The 13763-nt window shown below is 70.7% G+C and carries 18 protein-coding genes; 4 read left to right on the plus strand and 14 right to left on the minus strand.

The window, feature by feature from the left end:
- Window position 1: 1 nt before the first annotated feature.
- On the minus strand, window positions 2-640 hold the full coding sequence (locus BBK82_RS54525) for an arsenate reductase/protein-tyrosine-phosphatase family protein (protein ID WP_065917984.1): 639 nt from the start codon (window positions 638-640) through the stop codon (window positions 2-4).
- A gap of 85 nt (window positions 641-725) precedes the next feature.
- Between BBK82_RS54525 and BBK82_RS29980 the strand changes: the two genes are divergently transcribed.
- Genes BBK82_RS29980 through BBK82_RS29990 form a run of 3 tightly spaced genes read left to right on the plus strand, consistent with a single transcriptional unit; the run spans window position 726 to window position 3158 of the window.
- The gene (locus BBK82_RS29980) at window positions 726-1055 is read left to right on the plus strand and encodes an ArsR/SmtB family transcription factor (protein ID WP_237047654.1); all 330 of its coding nucleotides are present in this window, start codon (window positions 726-728) and stop codon (window positions 1053-1055) included.
- 38 nt (window positions 1056-1093) lie between these two features.
- The gene (gene arsB, locus BBK82_RS29985; protein WP_065917986.1) at window positions 1094-2197 is read left to right on the plus strand and encodes an ACR3 family arsenite efflux transporter; all 1104 of its coding nucleotides are present in this window, start codon (window positions 1094-1096) and stop codon (window positions 2195-2197) included.
- Window positions 2184-3158 (plus strand): ArsO family NAD(P)H-dependent flavin-containing monooxygenase, encoded by a 975-nt coding sequence (locus BBK82_RS29990; RefSeq protein ID WP_065917987.1) that lies wholly within the window; start codon window positions 2184-2186, stop codon window positions 3156-3158. Before arsB ends, BBK82_RS29990 begins: the two co-directional genes overlap by 14 nt.
- Window positions 3159-3216: 58 nt before the next feature.
- Here the strand turns inward: BBK82_RS29990 and BBK82_RS50720 are convergent, their stop codons facing one another.
- The 5 genes from BBK82_RS50720 to BBK82_RS30010 form a co-directional block, all read right to left on the minus strand.
- Window positions 3217-3360, minus strand: a complete 144-nt coding sequence (locus BBK82_RS50720) for a hypothetical protein (protein WP_154697586.1) — start codon at window positions 3358-3360, stop codon at window positions 3217-3219.
- Window positions 3361-3372: 12 nt separating this feature from the next.
- Window positions 3373-3792 carry a YkvA family protein gene (locus BBK82_RS29995; protein WP_065921459.1) on the minus strand — a complete coding sequence of 140 codons (420 nt, stop codon included), beginning with the start codon at window positions 3790-3792 and terminating at the stop codon, window positions 3373-3375.
- Window positions 3792-4469, minus strand: a complete 678-nt coding sequence (locus BBK82_RS30000; RefSeq protein WP_065917988.1) for a cation efflux transmembrane domain-containing protein — start codon at window positions 4467-4469, stop codon at window positions 3792-3794. The genes BBK82_RS29995 and BBK82_RS30000 overlap by 1 nt, the downstream gene beginning before the upstream one ends.
- Window positions 4466-4804 (minus strand): Cd(II)/Pb(II)-sensing metalloregulatory transcriptional regulator CmtR, encoded by a 339-nt coding sequence (cmtR, locus tag BBK82_RS30005; protein WP_065917989.1) that lies wholly within the window; start codon window positions 4802-4804, stop codon window positions 4466-4468. Before cmtR ends, BBK82_RS30000 begins: the two co-directional genes overlap by 4 nt.
- 120 nt (window positions 4805-4924) lie before the next feature.
- Window positions 4925-5794 carry an alpha/beta fold hydrolase gene (locus BBK82_RS30010; RefSeq protein ID WP_065917990.1) on the minus strand — a complete coding sequence of 290 codons (870 nt, stop codon included), beginning with the start codon at window positions 5792-5794 and terminating at the stop codon, window positions 4925-4927.
- A 93-nt stretch (window positions 5795-5887) separates the two neighbouring features.
- Between BBK82_RS30010 and BBK82_RS30015 the strand changes: the two genes are divergently transcribed.
- A complete protein-coding gene (locus tag BBK82_RS30015; RefSeq protein ID WP_065921460.1) occupies window positions 5888-6487 on the plus strand; it encodes a TetR/AcrR family transcriptional regulator in 600 nt (199 codons plus the stop codon).
- Window positions 6488-6593: 106 nt separating this feature from the next.
- Here BBK82_RS30015 and BBK82_RS30020 read toward each other — a convergent pair whose 3' ends face one another.
- The 8 genes from BBK82_RS30020 to BBK82_RS49130 all read right to left on the minus strand — a co-directional run bounded on the left by BBK82_RS30020 (window position 6594) and on the right by BBK82_RS49130 (window position 13683).
- Window positions 6594-7292 carry a helix-turn-helix transcriptional regulator gene (locus BBK82_RS30020; protein ID WP_237047655.1) on the minus strand — a complete coding sequence of 233 codons (699 nt, stop codon included), beginning with the start codon at window positions 7290-7292 and terminating at the stop codon, window positions 6594-6596.
- Window positions 7293-7433: 141 nt separating this feature from the next.
- Window positions 7434-7931, minus strand: coding sequence for an SRPBCC family protein (locus BBK82_RS30025; RefSeq protein ID WP_065917991.1), 498 nt, complete (start codon window positions 7929-7931; stop codon window positions 7434-7436).
- 75 nt (window positions 7932-8006) lie between these two features.
- Complete coding sequence (locus tag BBK82_RS30030) at window positions 8007-8249, minus strand: STAS domain-containing protein (protein ID WP_237047656.1); 243 nt, start codon at window positions 8247-8249, stop codon at window positions 8007-8009.
- Complete coding sequence (locus BBK82_RS54530) at window positions 8230-10374, minus strand: SpoIIE family protein phosphatase (RefSeq protein ID WP_065917993.1); 2145 nt, start codon at window positions 10372-10374, stop codon at window positions 8230-8232. The genes BBK82_RS30030 and BBK82_RS54530 overlap by 20 nt, the downstream gene beginning before the upstream one ends.
- Window positions 10371-11294 carry a hybrid sensor histidine kinase/response regulator gene (locus tag BBK82_RS54535; RefSeq protein ID WP_237048443.1) on the minus strand — a complete coding sequence of 308 codons (924 nt, stop codon included), beginning with the start codon at window positions 11292-11294 and terminating at the stop codon, window positions 10371-10373. The genes BBK82_RS54530 and BBK82_RS54535 overlap by 4 nt, the downstream gene beginning before the upstream one ends.
- 2 nt (window positions 11295-11296) lie before the next feature.
- Window positions 11297-12397, minus strand: coding sequence for a PAS domain-containing protein (locus BBK82_RS54540; RefSeq protein WP_237047657.1), 1101 nt, complete (start codon window positions 12395-12397; stop codon window positions 11297-11299).
- A gap of 120 nt (window positions 12398-12517) precedes the next feature.
- Window positions 12518-13414: an alpha/beta hydrolase family protein gene (locus BBK82_RS30045; protein WP_218920366.1), complete on the minus strand. Its 897-nt coding sequence runs from the start codon at window positions 13412-13414 to the stop codon at window positions 12518-12520.
- A 77-nt stretch (window positions 13415-13491) separates the two neighbouring features.
- Window positions 13492-13683 carry a hypothetical protein gene (locus BBK82_RS49130; protein ID WP_065917996.1) on the minus strand — a complete coding sequence of 64 codons (192 nt, stop codon included), beginning with the start codon at window positions 13681-13683 and terminating at the stop codon, window positions 13492-13494.
- Window positions 13684-13763: the final 80 nt, after the last annotated feature.

Raw genomic sequence — 13763 nt, forward strand, 5'->3', positions numbered from 1 at the left:
TTCACGGCTTGATCCCGGCCAGCAGGTCGCGGACGCGGCGGTCGATGTCGTCGCGGATCTCCCGCACGGTGTTCAACGGTGCACCGGCGGGGTCGGCGACGTCCCAGTCGAGGTAGCGCTTGCCGGGGTAGACGGGGCAGGTGTCGCCGCAGCCCATGGTGACCACGACGTCGGCGGCGCGCACGACCTCGTCGGTCAGCGGCTTGGGGAAGGCCTCGATGAGCGAGATGCCCACCTCGTCGAGCGCGTCGGTGACGGTCCGCAGGATGGCGCCGGTCGGATTGCTGCCCGCCGAGCGCACGGAGACCTTGCCGAACGCGTGGTGCTCCAGCAGCGCGGCGGCGATCTGCGAGCGGCCGGCGTTGTGGACGCAGATGAACAGGACCTGCGGAACGGTGATCGTGGTCATGTCTTCGGCGCGGCTCTGGTCAGTCAGGCGCTGGCGGGCGAACCGCCCGGTCAGGACCGGCAGGTAGGTGGTGACGGTGGCGTTCTGCGCAAGGAGGTCGTAGGTCTCGTCCACCACCTTCGCGACGGTCTCGCGGCTGAACACGCTGTGGAAACGGTCGGCGAGTTCGTCGGTGATCCGGAGCAGCTGGGCGGTGAGCTCGTGCTGGGGGAGTCCGCTGGTGCGGGACATCAGATCTCCTTGGACCGAAGTATGTCGATACAGATCACACTCCGTGTATCGACTTTTGTCAATCCAAGCCGCTATGGTGCTCACCATGACGAGCCAGGACCAGGTGCTGCTCGACTCGACGACCGCCGCACGCCTGTTCAAGGCGCTCGGCGATCCGATCCGGGTCGAGCTGGTCGGGCTCGTGCGGCGCACAGAAGGCCAGGAAGCGTGCTTCTGCGACCTCGCCGACCAGTTCGACATGCCGCAGTCCTCGCTCAGCCACCACCTCAAGATCCTCGTGCAGGCCGGCGTGCTCAGTCGCGAACGGCGTGGCACCTGGAGCTGGTACCGCATCGACAACGCCGCCATTGACACCCTCGCTGCAGTGCTCGCGCCAGGCGGACCGTTGCGCGACACCAGCGCCTGCTGCGACTGATCCGACCACGTTCGGAACCCGATGCTTGTCATCGGACGATGACGCCTGCCCAGACCCAGGAGAACCTGTTGAGCACCAAGGAAAGCGCGGCGCCGGACGTGCTGCACCGATTGTCCTTCTTGGACAGGTTGCTACCGGTGTGGATCGGCGTCGCCATGGTCGCCGGTCTGCTGCTCGGCCGGTTCGTCCCCGGTCTGCAGGGCGTGCTGGACGCGGTGAAGATCGGTGAGGTGTCCCTGCCCATCGCGCTGGGGCTCTTGCTGATGATGTACCCGGTGCTCGCGAAGGTCCGCTACGACAAGCTCGACACCGTCACCCGCGACCGCCGCACGATGGCGTTGTCGTTGGTGCTGAACTGGGTTCTCGGCCCGGCGCTGATGTTCGCGCTGGCGTGGATCTTCCTCGCGGACCTGCCCGAGTACCGCACCGGCTTGATCATCGTCGGCCTCGCCCGCTGCATCGCCATGGTCATCATCTGGAACGACCTCGCGTGTGGCGACCGGGAAGCGGCCGCGGTGCTCGTGGCGTTGAACTCGGTGTTCCAGGTGGTCATGTTCGGCGTGCTCGGCTGGTTCTACCTCGACCTGCTGCCCGGCTGGCTCGGCCTCGACACCACCGCGGTCGACTTCTCCGCCTGGGAGATCGCCAAGTCCGTGCTCATCTTCCTCGGCATTCCTCTGCTGGCCGGCTACCTGAGCCGCAAGCTGGGGGAGCGGTCGCGTGGCCGGGACTGGTACGAGTCGAAGTTCCTGCCCCGCGTCGGGCCGATCGCCCTGTACGGCTTGCTGTTCACGATCGTCATCCTGTTCGCGTTGCAGGGCGAGAACATCACCAGCCGGCCGCTCGACGTCGCCCGCATCGCCCTGCCGCTGCTGGTCTACTTCGCCATCATGTGGGCCGGGTCGTACGCGCTGGGCAAGGCGTCCGGACTGTCCTACGAGCGCACCACGACACTCGCGTTCACCGCCGCGGGCAACAACTTCGAGCTCGCCATCGCCGTCGCGATCGGTGTGTTCGGCGTGACCTCCGGGCAGGCCCTCGCTGGCGTGGTCGGGCCGCTGATCGAGGTGCCGGTGCTCGTCGGGCTCGTGTACGTGAGCCTGTGGCTGCGTCGTCGGTGGGCGGCTCGTGCTCACCTCTGACGTCGTGGTGATCGGCGGCGGCCAGGCAGGGCTGGCCGCCGCCTTCTACCTGCGCCGAGCCGGTATCGGCCACGTCGTGCTGGACGCCCAGCCGGTGCCCGGTGGGGCGTGGCCGCACACGTGGAACTCGCTGCGGCTGTTCTCCGTCGCCCGGCACAGCTCGTTGCCCGGCTGGCCGATGCCGGCCTTCCCGGACGGCTACCCGACCGCGCAGCACGTCGTCGACTACCTCGCCGCCTACGAGAAGCGCTACGACATCCCCGTCCACCGCCCCGTCCAGGTCACCTCGGTGAGCCGCGGCGAGGACGGGCTGCTGGTGCACACCGACTCCGGGACCTGGGCCGCGCGGCACGTCATCAGCGCGACCGGCACCTGGTGGCGGCCCTTCCTGCCGTTGACGGACCTGCCTGGCCGTCGGCTGCACACCGTCGACTACCGCGACCCGCTCGAGTTCGCCGGGCAGAACGTCGTCGTAGTCGGTGGCGGCAACTCCGGCGCTCAGATCGCCGCCGACCTCGTCCCGCACGCCGACCTGACCTGGATGACCCGCCGACCGCCGCGGTACATGCCGGACGAGATCGACGGCAAAGCCTTGTTCGACATCGCGACCCGGCGCGGCAGCGTCGGCGAGCTCGGCGACATCGTGGCCGTTCCGCCCGTCCGCGAGGCACGTGACCGCGGACTGCTCGTCGCCGTGCCGATGGACGTGGACGCGCTGGGCCGCGCTGACGTTGTCGTGTGGTGCACCGGATTCCGGTCGGTGCTCAGCCACCTCGCCGCGCTGCGCCTGCGCAACGCCGAAGGGCGCGTTGCCGTCACCGGCACGACCGCCGTCGACGAACCCCGCCTGCACCTGCTCGGCTACGGGAGCTGGACCGGACCCGCGTCCGCGACGCTCATCGGCGTCGGACCGACCGCGAAAGCGACGGTCGCGAGGATCGCCGCCGCACTCAGGCCGTGACCGGGCGGGCCACACTCCTCAGCACCGCCGCCATCCGAGACCCTCGCTTCGACATCTTTCAATGTTGATCGCACTTCGGGTTCTGCGCAACGCTGCCGGCGGCCAAGAGCTCGTCGATGGCGGCCGTGAGCGGGTCGAGTTCCGCGTGCCGATCGCGGCGACCTTCACGGTCGAGCAAATCCGTGCCGCCGGTGAACTTCAAGCCGGTCGGCACTCACCTGGTCGGAGGAAGTCCGGTCAGCTTGACCACGGCCGCGAAACCGTCCTCCGTCCCCGGCCAGTGCGCCCGCACCGCATCGAGCCCGGCGCGGCGCACAACACTCCGCAGCACGGCCACGACGATGATCGCGTCGTCGGCGTATCCCAGCACGGGGATGAAGTCGGGAATGAGATCGATCGGCACCACGAGGTAGGCCAGCAACAGCCAGAGCCGGACGCGAACACCGCGTGGCAGCGCCTTGTCCGCGGCCAGCCGGCGCACCAGTCGCAGCACGTCGGGCAGCACCCGCAACGCCTCACGCAGCAACCCGCCGCGCGGCCGGACGACGACCAGCACGATCACCAGCGCCAGCCAGACGAGCGCCATCCCCAGGGCGATCGCGATGAGCACGTCCAGGACGATCGAACCGGTCATCAGCAGCAGTGCTTCCCTCGCCACGCCTCGCGGCCTTCCCTCACCGCGACCACCGCGATCACCAGCGCTGCCAACGGATCTGCCCACCACCAGCCGAACAGGCTGTTCACCACCAGACCGACCAGCAACACACCGGACAGGTGCGTGCACAGCAAGGTCTGCTTGGAGTCCGCGACGGCGCTGGCCGAACCGAGTTCACGACCGGCTCGGCGTTGCGCGTGGGAAAGGCCGGGCATGACGGCCAGCGAGACGGCGGCGAGCACGATGCCGACCGTCGAGTGCTCGGCGCGCTCCCCGCCGAAGACCGACAGCACCGAGTCGAACGTGACGTAAGCCGCGAGTGCGAAGAACGACACCGCGATCACCTTGAGCGCCGTGCGTTCACGCGGCTCGGGATCACTGCCGGAGAACTGCCACGCCACGGCGAGAGCGGAAGCGACCTCGATCACCGAGTCGAGACCGAACCCGATCAACGCCGTGGAGGAGGCGATGGTGCCCGCACTGATAGCGATGATCGCTTCGATGACGTTGTAGGTGATGGTCAGGCCGACCAACCAGCGCACCCGTCGCGTCAGCACCGCTTTGCGCTCGGGTGCGATGGTGGGCGTGGATGCGCAGCAACCGTCCGCGCATCCACTGGTCCCGGCGAGCGAGAGCCCTTCGCGCTGCTCGCTCATGAACCAACCGCATCTGTGAGCGCCGGAGAGTCGACGCAGTCCGTGTCGACCGCGAGAACAACATCCACCAGTTCGCGCAGAGCGCGGGCGAGATGAGGATCAGCGAGGTCGTAGCGCACCTGCCGGCCCTCGTAGGTCGCCACGACCAGGCCGCAGCCTCGCAGGCACGACAGGTGGTTCGACACGTTCGACCTGGTCAGCTCCAGCTGCTCGGCCATCTGTGCCGGGTAGCCGGGGCCGTCCAGCAGGGCGACGAGAATTCGGCACCGGGTCGGGTCGGCCAGCGCGCGCCCCAGTCGGGCGAGTGCCGCGCCACGCGCCTCACAGGTCAGCATGTGCAGAACAGTACAGTGCACGCTGTAATACAGCCAAGGCTGAACTGCAGGGCGGATCTCAGTTCCGGCGGCGGAGCGAGCAGTGCGCCGATGGCGAAGATCGACTGGCTGAGCGCCTTCTCATTCCGGCAGGTCCGCCCTGTCGTCCTCGACGAGGGTGAGGATCCGGGAGATCGTCAGGTCCGGTTCCTCCAGGGGCAGCGCGTGGGTGGTCTTCGGCACGATCTCCGCGTGGAGGAGGGGATTGAGCGCCTCGACGCGGGCAGTGACCTCGCGTGCGTCGTAGACGTTGTTGCGTTCGGCGAACACGAAGTGGACTGGCACGTCGATCGCGCGCAGTTCGTCGTCGGTGAACTCGTGCTGCGGCGGGACGTGCGGTTTGTACTTGAGCCCGCGGATCAGCAGCGGGGCCAGGGTGCGGCGCACGTGGGGATCTCCGGGCATGATCCGGCGCAGGATCGGCGCCGGCAGCAGCCAGCGGAACATCTGGCCGAAGCTCCAGAGGACGAACCGCAGCCCGGCGGTTCCGAAGCCCCCTGGTTCGAAAGCGATCACGCTCGCGATCCGGTCGCCGGAGCGCGTGGCGAGGTCCAGCGCGAAGATGGCGCCGCGGGAGATCCCGACGAGGTGGTACTTCTCGTGGCCGAGGCCGGCGAGCACGTCGGCGAGCCAGTCCGCCTGGTCCTGGCCGCTCTGCACGGGACGCGTCTGGACCGAGCGACCCGGTTCACCGATCGTGTCCACCGCGTACACCGTATGCCGCTCGGCCAGTTCGGCGACGCACGAGTACCACGACAACGACGTGCCCATGACACCGTGCAGCAGCACGATCGGCGTGCCCTGCCCAGTGCCGCTGCGCCGGACCCTGGTCGGCCCGAACTGCGTCTCGACGTCCAACTCCTCGGCCGGAACGGGCCACTTCCGCACAATCGCGTCGTACGTGGCGAAGTAGTTCTCCTGAGCCTTCTGATCCTTGAACTTTCCGAGCATGTCGACCCCCAGGTCGGTCTGTCCAATGCAGATGCAATGTTATAGCAAACCGGCCCGTCAGGCCAGCAGCAGCCGGTGTGGCACAGTGACCACGTGCCGAAACGCGTTGACCACGACGAGAGAAGGCGTGAGATCGCGGAGGCGCTCTTCCGGATCGCGGCGACGCAGGGCCTTCAGGCGGTGACGCTGCGGGCGGTCGCCGCGGAGGCCGGCATCTCGATGTTCCAGGTGCAGTACTACTTCCCGGCCAAGGAGCAGATGCTGCAGTACGCCTGGCACCGCATCACCGAACTGGGCGCCGAGCGGGCAGGACGGGACATCGCCGAGGCGCTGCAGACAGGCGACGAACGCGCCGTCGTCCGCGCGTGCCTGCTCGCCGTGCTGCCGGCCGACGAACGCAGCCGCATGCTGTGCGCGGTGCAGATCGCCTACTTCGCCGTCGACGTCATCCGCGGCGGCCAGGCTCCGGACCAGCAGGCCATGCTGCCCCACCTCGTACGCCTGGTCGCCGGCCAGCTCGAACAAGCCCAGCAGCGCGGCGGCGTTCCGGCGCACTTCGACACCCGGCTGGAGGCCGACGCGCTCGCGACCATGACTGCCGGCCTGCTCAGCGCAATCCTGGTCGAGGCCTACGACACCGAGCAGGCGACGCGGATCATCGACTACCGGCTCGGGCACCTGTTCGCCGGCTAGCGATCACGCCACCGTGGTGGAACCCGCGCCGACGGCCCAGGTCGAATTGATCGAACCTCGGCCGCACGGCGTCCACCAGTTTCGGATCTGGCAGGGCACCCGATGGTCAGCGGGCCTCGCTGAGCGACGACGCGCGCATGAGGTCGAGCTGCTCGGCGCCGCGGGTTCCCGGAGCCGCCGTGTAGGTGACGATGCGCAGGTCGACTCCCGGCACGGTCAGCACGTCGCAGTCCAGGGTGACGTCACCGAGTTCGGGGTGGCTGATCGTCTTCAGGTCGCCGGTCAGCTGCTCCATTCCCGCCGTGGCCCACAGTTCGCCGAAGAACGGTGAGGCCGTGCGCAACGCCTCCACCAGCACGGCCAGGTCCGGGTCGGCCGGATAGCGGGCGACTGCCTCGCGCAGGTCCGCGACGATCGCCGTCTCGAACGCGTACGGCCCCGCTGCCGAGGAGACCGGGCGCAGGTACCAGCGGCCCTGGCCCGTGCCGAACAGGGCGCGGGCGAGGTTGCGTTCGGCGGGTGGCAGGCCGGACGGGTCGCCGTGCAGGGCCGTCCACATGTCGTTCCACCACAGCAGGCTCCAGTCGGCGGCGAACACACCGATCGGGAGGTCGCCGAGGCGGGTGACGAGGCGGCGGATGCTCGGTGGCACGTGGGTGCCGACGGTGTGGTCACGCGGTGCGAGGAGGCCGGCGGCGCGGAAGAGCTGGTCGCGTTCGGACGGGGTGAGCCGCAGGGCGCGGGCGACGGCGGTGACGACCTGCGGGGAGGGGTTGGTGGCCCGGCCCTGCTCCAGGCGCAGCACGTACTCGACGGAAAGGCCGGCGAGCTCGGCGAGTTCCTCACGGCGCAGCCGGGGGCGCGCGGGCGGACCGGGCGATGCCGGCGTCGACCGGGTCGAGGCGGTCGCGCCAGCCGCGCAGCAGGGCGCCGAAGCTCAGGTCGGTCACTCCTCCATGATCGCACCGGGCGTTTGCTGCACCACGGTCACCATCTTGGCGAGGGCGGCACGCATGTAGCGGGTCCAGAGCGGCTTGAACGGGCCCGCGACGATCCAGCGGCGGCCCGGCAGTGGGCGGAAGTCGTAGGTCCAGCGGATCGACGTGCCGGTGCCGTCGGGCAGGAACGACCACTCGCCGCGCACCCCGGAGACCAGCTTGGCCAGCACGTTGGTGAAGCCGCTCAGCTCGTAGGCGAAGCCGTGGTTCGCCGCGGTCTCGGTGAGCCGCTCGTCGGCTTTGGAACCGTCGGTGAACCAGGTCTGGCGCGACGTCCCCGGCCGGTCCCAGGGGCCGGTCTGGTCACGCACCTCCGCGACGCCGGGGAACGGACCCCACGGCTTGAACACCCGGGCCAGGTCGATCGGCACGATGACCCGGTAGGTGTGCGCGGGGCCGGACGTCGTACGGGCGAAGACGGTGATCGGGACACTCGTTGTGGTCATGTCACGAGCTTCGCGGCCGGTGCCTGCCCCAGGCAGACACCTGTCAGTACACACCCTCGCGGCACGGCCGGTCGCCTACTCCTCCGCGTGGCGCACCGTCGCCATCGACGTCAGGCCCGACATCTCCAGGATCGGCGTCAGCAGCCGCGACGTGATCAGCTCCGTCCGCTCGGCATGCGTGAACAGCACGCTCATGCCCGCGCTGTCGATGTAGAGGACCTCGGTCAGGTCCACCACGAGCGGGCCCTCGGTGTCGGCCAGGGCGGCGGCGAAGGTCGCAGTGTTGCTCAGGTCGATTTCACCCGCTGCCTTCACCACCGGTCTGCCGTGCGCGTCGGTGGTCGTGGTCAGGGTGAGCGGCGTCGTCATCGGGAATCATCACCTGCATCGTCACGGTGGTGCCGGTCGGGTCGGGGAGGATCGCGACCTCGTCCATCATCGTCTGCATGATGGTGGTGCCGTGGCCGCGGCGAGCGGTGGGGTCGGTGGTCGGGGTCTTCCAGGTGCCGGTGTCGGCGACCGTGACCAGCAGGCCGGTGGTGGCAGAGGACTCGGCGCGGACTCGGATCTGCTGGCGGGTCACGTCGCGGTAGGCGTGCTCGACGGCGTTGGCGCAGGCTTCGCCCACGGCCAGGAGGATGCCCTGGGAGAGCGATGTGGACAGTCCGCATTGGCTCAGCCAGGTGCGCAGGGTGCTGCGGGCGGCGTAGAGCTGGCCCGGTTCCGCGCGGAAGGTCAGGTCCAGCGGGGCGGGGTGGCGGTACAGGAGCAGGGCGACGTCGTCGTCGTAGCCGCCTGCGGGGGCCAGGGTGGTCATCAGCTGGCCGGCGAGGTCTTCCAGGCCGTTGGCGCGGCCCTGCTGGACGGCGTGCGCGGCCTTGTCGATGCCCTCGTTCAGGGAGCTGCGGCGGCGTTCGACCAGGCCGTCGGTGTAGGTCAGCAGGGTGGAGCGCGGGGGGAGGGTGCACTCGGCCTCGCTGCGGTGCACGCCCGGTTTGACGGCCAGCGGGATGGAGCGGCCCTCGTTCAACAGCTGGGTGGTGCCGTCGAGCAACGCCAGGATCGCGGGCGGATGGCCGGCGCTGGAGTAGGTGAGGTGGCCGGTGGTGGGGTCGAGGACGCCGCAGAACACCGTGGTGCACAACGCACCTGGCACCCCGGCGGCGAACTGGTCGAGGGCCATCAGGGCGCGGGCCGGGCCGATCTCCTGCAGCAGCAACGCACGGCACGCGCTGCGCAGCTGGCCCATCACCGCGGCGGCGGACAGGCCGCGGCCCACGCAGTCACCGACCACGATGCCGATCCGCCCGTCCGGCAACGGGAACGTGTCGTACCAGTCCCCGCCGACCTCCAGCGGGCGCGCGGCCGGTTCGTACCGCACGGCGAAGCCGCCCGGCAGGTGCGAGGGACCGAGGATGGCCCGTTGCAACGCCAGCGCGGTCTCCCGTTGCTCGTCGATCTGGTGCGCGCGGGACAGGCCCTGCGTGAGATGACCGGCCAGCAACGACAGCAGCAGCTCGTCCTGCTCGGTGAACTGCACCGCCAGCCGCAGCCACACCACCATCGGGCCGTCCGGGTGCTCGACCGTCACCGCGGCGCTGCCGTCGTCCAGGACGACCGGGATCAGCGCCGGGTGGTCGCGGAACGAGGTCAGCGTCGCCCGCTGGTCCTCCGGCAGGTCCTCCCACACCAGCCCCTCGGAACCGCCGACCACGAGCGGTGCGTGCCGGCGGCCGAACACCACCGCCACGACGGCGGACCGCCAGAGGCCCTCCATCTGTTCCAGGGCGAGGGCCAGCGCGTCGGTCGTGCTGGCCGCCCGCGACAGCCGCACGCTCATCTCGGCGAGCGCCGCCTCGCGCCTGCGGGCGTGGTGGTCGGCGGTGACGTCGCGGAACGTGCCCACCGTCATCGTGCGGCCGCTGTCCGGGTCGCGCGCCGGGTTCATCAGCGCGCTGATCCACAACCGCCTGCCGTCGCGGGTGGTGACCGGAACGGTGTGGGCGCGCTGGTCCCGGCCGGACCGCTCCTCGAACGCGTCGGCGAACTGCTGGCGCCCCTCGGGATCGCTCGGCCACCACGGGTGCGGCACCGGGTAGGGCAGGTCCGCCGGGCCGTAGCCGAGGATGTCGGTGAACGCGGCGTTGATCTCCACGACCGTGCCGTCGTCGTCGCAGACGAAGAACGCCTCCTGCAGCGAGTCGATCAACGCGTCCCGCCAGCGCGCGTGCTGGCCGCGCAACCGCGCCAGGTCCACGTTCGCCCGCACCCGCGCCAGCAGGTCCGCCGCGGCGAACGGCTTCACCAGGTAGTCCGCACCGCCCAGCCCTCGCCGGACCCTCCTGCCCGGCCCGCGCCGACAGCACAGCACCGGCACCGCATCGTCCCGGTCGGCGCAGGGGGCGACCAGACAGGCCTCCATCGGCATCATCACGTCGCTCACGACCAGGTCCGGCCGGGCCCCGCCGCCTCCAGCGCCGCCAGGCCGTCGTCGACCGCGCGCACCTCGTAGCCCGCGCGGTGCAGCAGCCGGGTCAGGTACTCGCGCATGTCCGCGTTGTCGTCGGCGACCAGCACCGTCGCGGGCACCTCGGGTGCGGCACCGGCGGCCGTGCTGGGCAGCAGCGCCTCGACGGTCAGGTCCGGGTCGGGCAGCCACCGCAGCGCCTCCTGCACGTACGGCGCCGCGATGTCGGAGGCCGCCGGGATGACCGCCTCGTGCGACACCGCCTCAGCCGGCAGGTGGCCCGTGCCGAACGGCAGCTCGACGGTGAAGCTCGTGCCGACGCCCTCCGCGCTCTCGGCGTGGATCGTGCCGCCGTGCAGGCCCACCAGCTCCTGCACCAGCGCCAACCCGATGCCACTGCCCTCCTTGGACCGCGACCACGTGTTCTCGATGCGGTGAAAGCGTTCGAACAGCCGCGGGATCTCCTGCTGCGGCACGCCGACACCGGTGTCGCTGACCGTGACGACCGCCCTGTCCGCCCCGGCCCGCACGGACACGCCGACCGAACCGTCCACGGTGAACTTCAGCGCGTTGCTGAGCAGGTTCAGCACGACCTTCTCCCACAGGCCGAGGTCGACGTGCACCGGCTCCGGCAGCGGTGAGCAGTCGATCTCGAACCGCAGCCCCGCCTTCTCGACCGCCGACCGGAACACGCTGGCCAGCTCCGCGGTGACGCCCGCGAGGTCGACGGGCTGGAAGCGCGCCTGCATCCGCCCCGCCTCCAGGCGGGAGAAGTCCAGCAGGGTGTTGACCAGCTTGCCCAGCCGCAGCCCGTTGCGGTGGATGACCTCCAGCTCCTGCCCGGCCTGCGGGTCCACCCCGGCCAGCCGGTCGTGCAGGTCCTGCACCGGGCCCATGATCAACGTGAGCGGCGTGCGGAACTCATGGCTGATGTTGGAGAAGAACGCCGTCTTGGCCCGGTCGAGCTCGGCCAGCTCCTCGGCGCGGCGCTGCTGGGCGCGGAAGTCGCGGGCGCCCGCGATGCCGGCCGCGATGTGGCCCGCGACCAGTTCGACGAACCCGCGGTAGCCGTCGTCGAGCGGGCGGTACCGGTTGAGGCCCGCCACCAGGAACCCGTACGGCTGGCCACCCGGCCGTTGCAGCGGCACGACCAGGGCTCGGCCGCGGGCCGGCGGTCCCTGGGCAGCCCGGTGAACGCGGCGAGCTCGACCACGACGGACTTCCCGCGCTTGGCGGCCGCCGCAGGCCACACCACCGGGTCGTCGGCGGGTGACACGCGTGCGGGAGCAGCCGGATGACCAGCGGCGATGCCCGTCGCGCAGGCCAGCCGCGCGTGGCCGTCCTCGAACACGTAGGTGAGCGTGAACGGCAGGTCGCGCTGGTTGCGGCCGAGCTGCGCGCACGCGAAGGCCAGCACCTCCTGCTCCTCGCGCGCCACGCTGGGGTCCGAGCCGAGGTCGCGCAGCGTCGCCATCCGCCGCTCGCCGATGACGCGGTCGGTCTCCTCGCTGACCACGCACAACATGCCCGCGACCGCACCGCGTTCGTCGCGCAGGGGGCTGTAGGAGAAGGTGTGGTAGCTCTCCTCGGGGTAGCCGGACCGCTCCACGAACAGCCGCAGCGCCTCGTCCCAGGTGGCGTGACCGGTGGCGAGCACGGTGTCGAGCCTGGGCTTGATCTCGGCCCAGATCTCGGCCCACACCTCGGCGGCCGGGCGTCCCAGCGCCCACGGGTACTTACGGCCCAGCGTGTTGCGGCGGTAGGCGTCGTTGCAGAAGAACGTCAGCTCCGGGCCCCACGCGAGCCACATCGAGAACCGCGACGACAGCAGGATGCTGACGGCGGTCTGCAGGCTCTGCGGCCACTGCGCCGGCGGCCCGAGCGGGGTGGCGGCCCAGTCCACCTCGGCGAGGTCACGACCGACCACCGGGTCCTCGGCGAACACGGGCGCGAGCGCGGACCGGTCGTGTCTGTCTCCGATGTCGTCAGAGCGCGTCACCGACCGTCCCTTCGCCACACCTCGACAAGTTGACCTGTCCAGGGTGCCCAAACCCGGCGGCGGCTGCACGACCAGACGAGCGGTTGTGCTCCGCGCCACCGCCGGGCTCAGCTCAGGGCGTCACTCGGTGCCTTCGAACACGACCGCGGGATCGGTGCGCGCCGGCTGCCCCCACACGAGGTCGCGGGCCGCGGTGTCGCCGCTCAGGTAGTGGCGGAACCACGAGGTCATGACCCGTTTCGAGGCGGTGAGCTGGGCGGCGCGGGTGATGGAACCGTTGTCGCAGAAGAGCCCGGAGGAGTCCATGAAGCCGCAGTGGAACCCGCCGGTGATCGTCCGCAGCTGCCTCGCCGGCGGCTTGGCCGTGAACATCGGCCGCTGATGATCACCCACCGGGGTGATCGTGTCCTGCGAACCGGCCAGGAACTGCGCCGGTGCCGCGAGCGTGGCGGCCGCGGCCTTGGCCGACGGGTTCGTCTCGGCGGCGGCGTAGGTGGAGACGGCCTTGATCTTGGGGTTGCGGGCCGCGGCGAGCACGGCGGCGCCTCCGCCCATCGAGTGCCCGGAGACGCCGAGGGCGGTCGTGGTGATGTGGTCGCGGAACCGGGAGCCGGTCGTCCCGTCCTGGGCGACGAGCCAGGTCAGGCCGGTGTTGAGGTCGTCGGCGAACGCGCCGTGGCTCGGGCTCAGCCCGCCCTGGGTGGTCGGGACGACCACGACGAAGCCCCACGACGCCAGGTGGGTGCTGGTGCTCGTGTACTTCGAGGTGGCCTGGAAGAAGCCGTGGCCGAAGGCGATCACGGGGAACCGGCCGGTCGCGACGGGCTGGTTCGTGCCTGAGGTGGTGGCGGGGTAGTGGACGCGGGCAGGGACGGACCGGCCGCCCGCCACGGCGGTGACATCGCTGTACGCCACCGGGTACGAGCCGGGGAGCCCGTAGTCCGGTGGCGCGGCTAACGCGGTCGGGGTGGCCAGGGTGGAGGCCACCAGGGCAAGCGTCATCGCGAGAACTCGCATGAACCGCTCCTCGTGAGATGGGTGGAACCGCGGCGCTGGTGGCGCCGCGAGGCAGGGGGGTGGGCGGCGCTGTAGGACTAGCCGAACCGCATGCGCATGTTCGTGACGGCGAGGTGCAGGCGCGGCTTGGCGGCGGTGAGCCAGCCGAGCCTGCCGCCGGGGGTGATCTGCCAGCGCAACCGGGTCGGGCGGACGCGGGCGGAGGTGCCCAGGCGGGTGCGGTGGGCGTTGCCGTGCAGCGACTGCCACACGGAGGTCGCGAGCCGCACCGGGAGGGCCGGCGCTTTGAGAGGCTGCTCGGTGGCAGAGGCGATGACGGCCGGCCGGGCGGCGGCGAGCCAGCGGTGGT

The organism is Lentzea guizhouensis (assembly GCF_001701025.1).
In the GTDB taxonomy this organism is placed as follows: Bacteria; Actinomycetota; Actinomycetes; order Mycobacteriales; family Pseudonocardiaceae; genus Lentzea; species Lentzea guizhouensis.

Coding starts and splice junctions, on each gene's coding strand:
- BBK82_RS54525 (WP_065917984.1), bottom strand. CDS start 640: ATGTCCCGCACCAGCGGACTCCCCCAGCACGAGCTCACCGCCCAGCTG.
- BBK82_RS29980 (WP_237047654.1), top strand. CDS start 726: ATGACGAGCCAGGACCAGGTGCTGCTCGACTCGACGACCGCCGCACGC.
- arsB (WP_065917986.1), top strand. CDS start 1,094: ATGACGCCTGCCCAGACCCAGGAGAACCTGTTGAGCACCAAGGAAAGC.
- BBK82_RS29995 (WP_065921459.1), bottom strand. CDS start 3,792: ATGACCGGTTCGATCGTCCTGGACGTGCTCATCGCGATCGCCCTGGGG.
- BBK82_RS30000 (WP_065917988.1), bottom strand. CDS start 4,469: ATGAGCGAGCAGCGCGAAGGGCTCTCGCTCGCCGGGACCAGTGGATGC.
- cmtR (WP_065917989.1), bottom strand. CDS start 4,804: ATGCTGACCTGTGAGGCGCGTGGCGCGGCACTCGCCCGACTGGGGCGC.
- BBK82_RS30010 (WP_065917990.1), bottom strand. CDS start 5,794: ATGCTCGGAAAGTTCAAGGATCAGAAGGCTCAGGAGAACTACTTCGCC.
- BBK82_RS30025 (WP_065917991.1), bottom strand. CDS start 7,931: ATGACCACAACGAGTGTCCCGATCACCGTCTTCGCCCGTACGACGTCC.
- BBK82_RS54535 (WP_237048443.1), bottom strand. CDS start 11,294: ATGGGCCCGGTGCAGGACCTGCACGACCGGCTGGCCGGGGTGGACCCG.
- BBK82_RS30045 (WP_218920366.1), bottom strand. CDS start 13,414: ATGCGAGTTCTCGCGATGACGCTTGCCCTGGTGGCCTCCACCCTGGCC.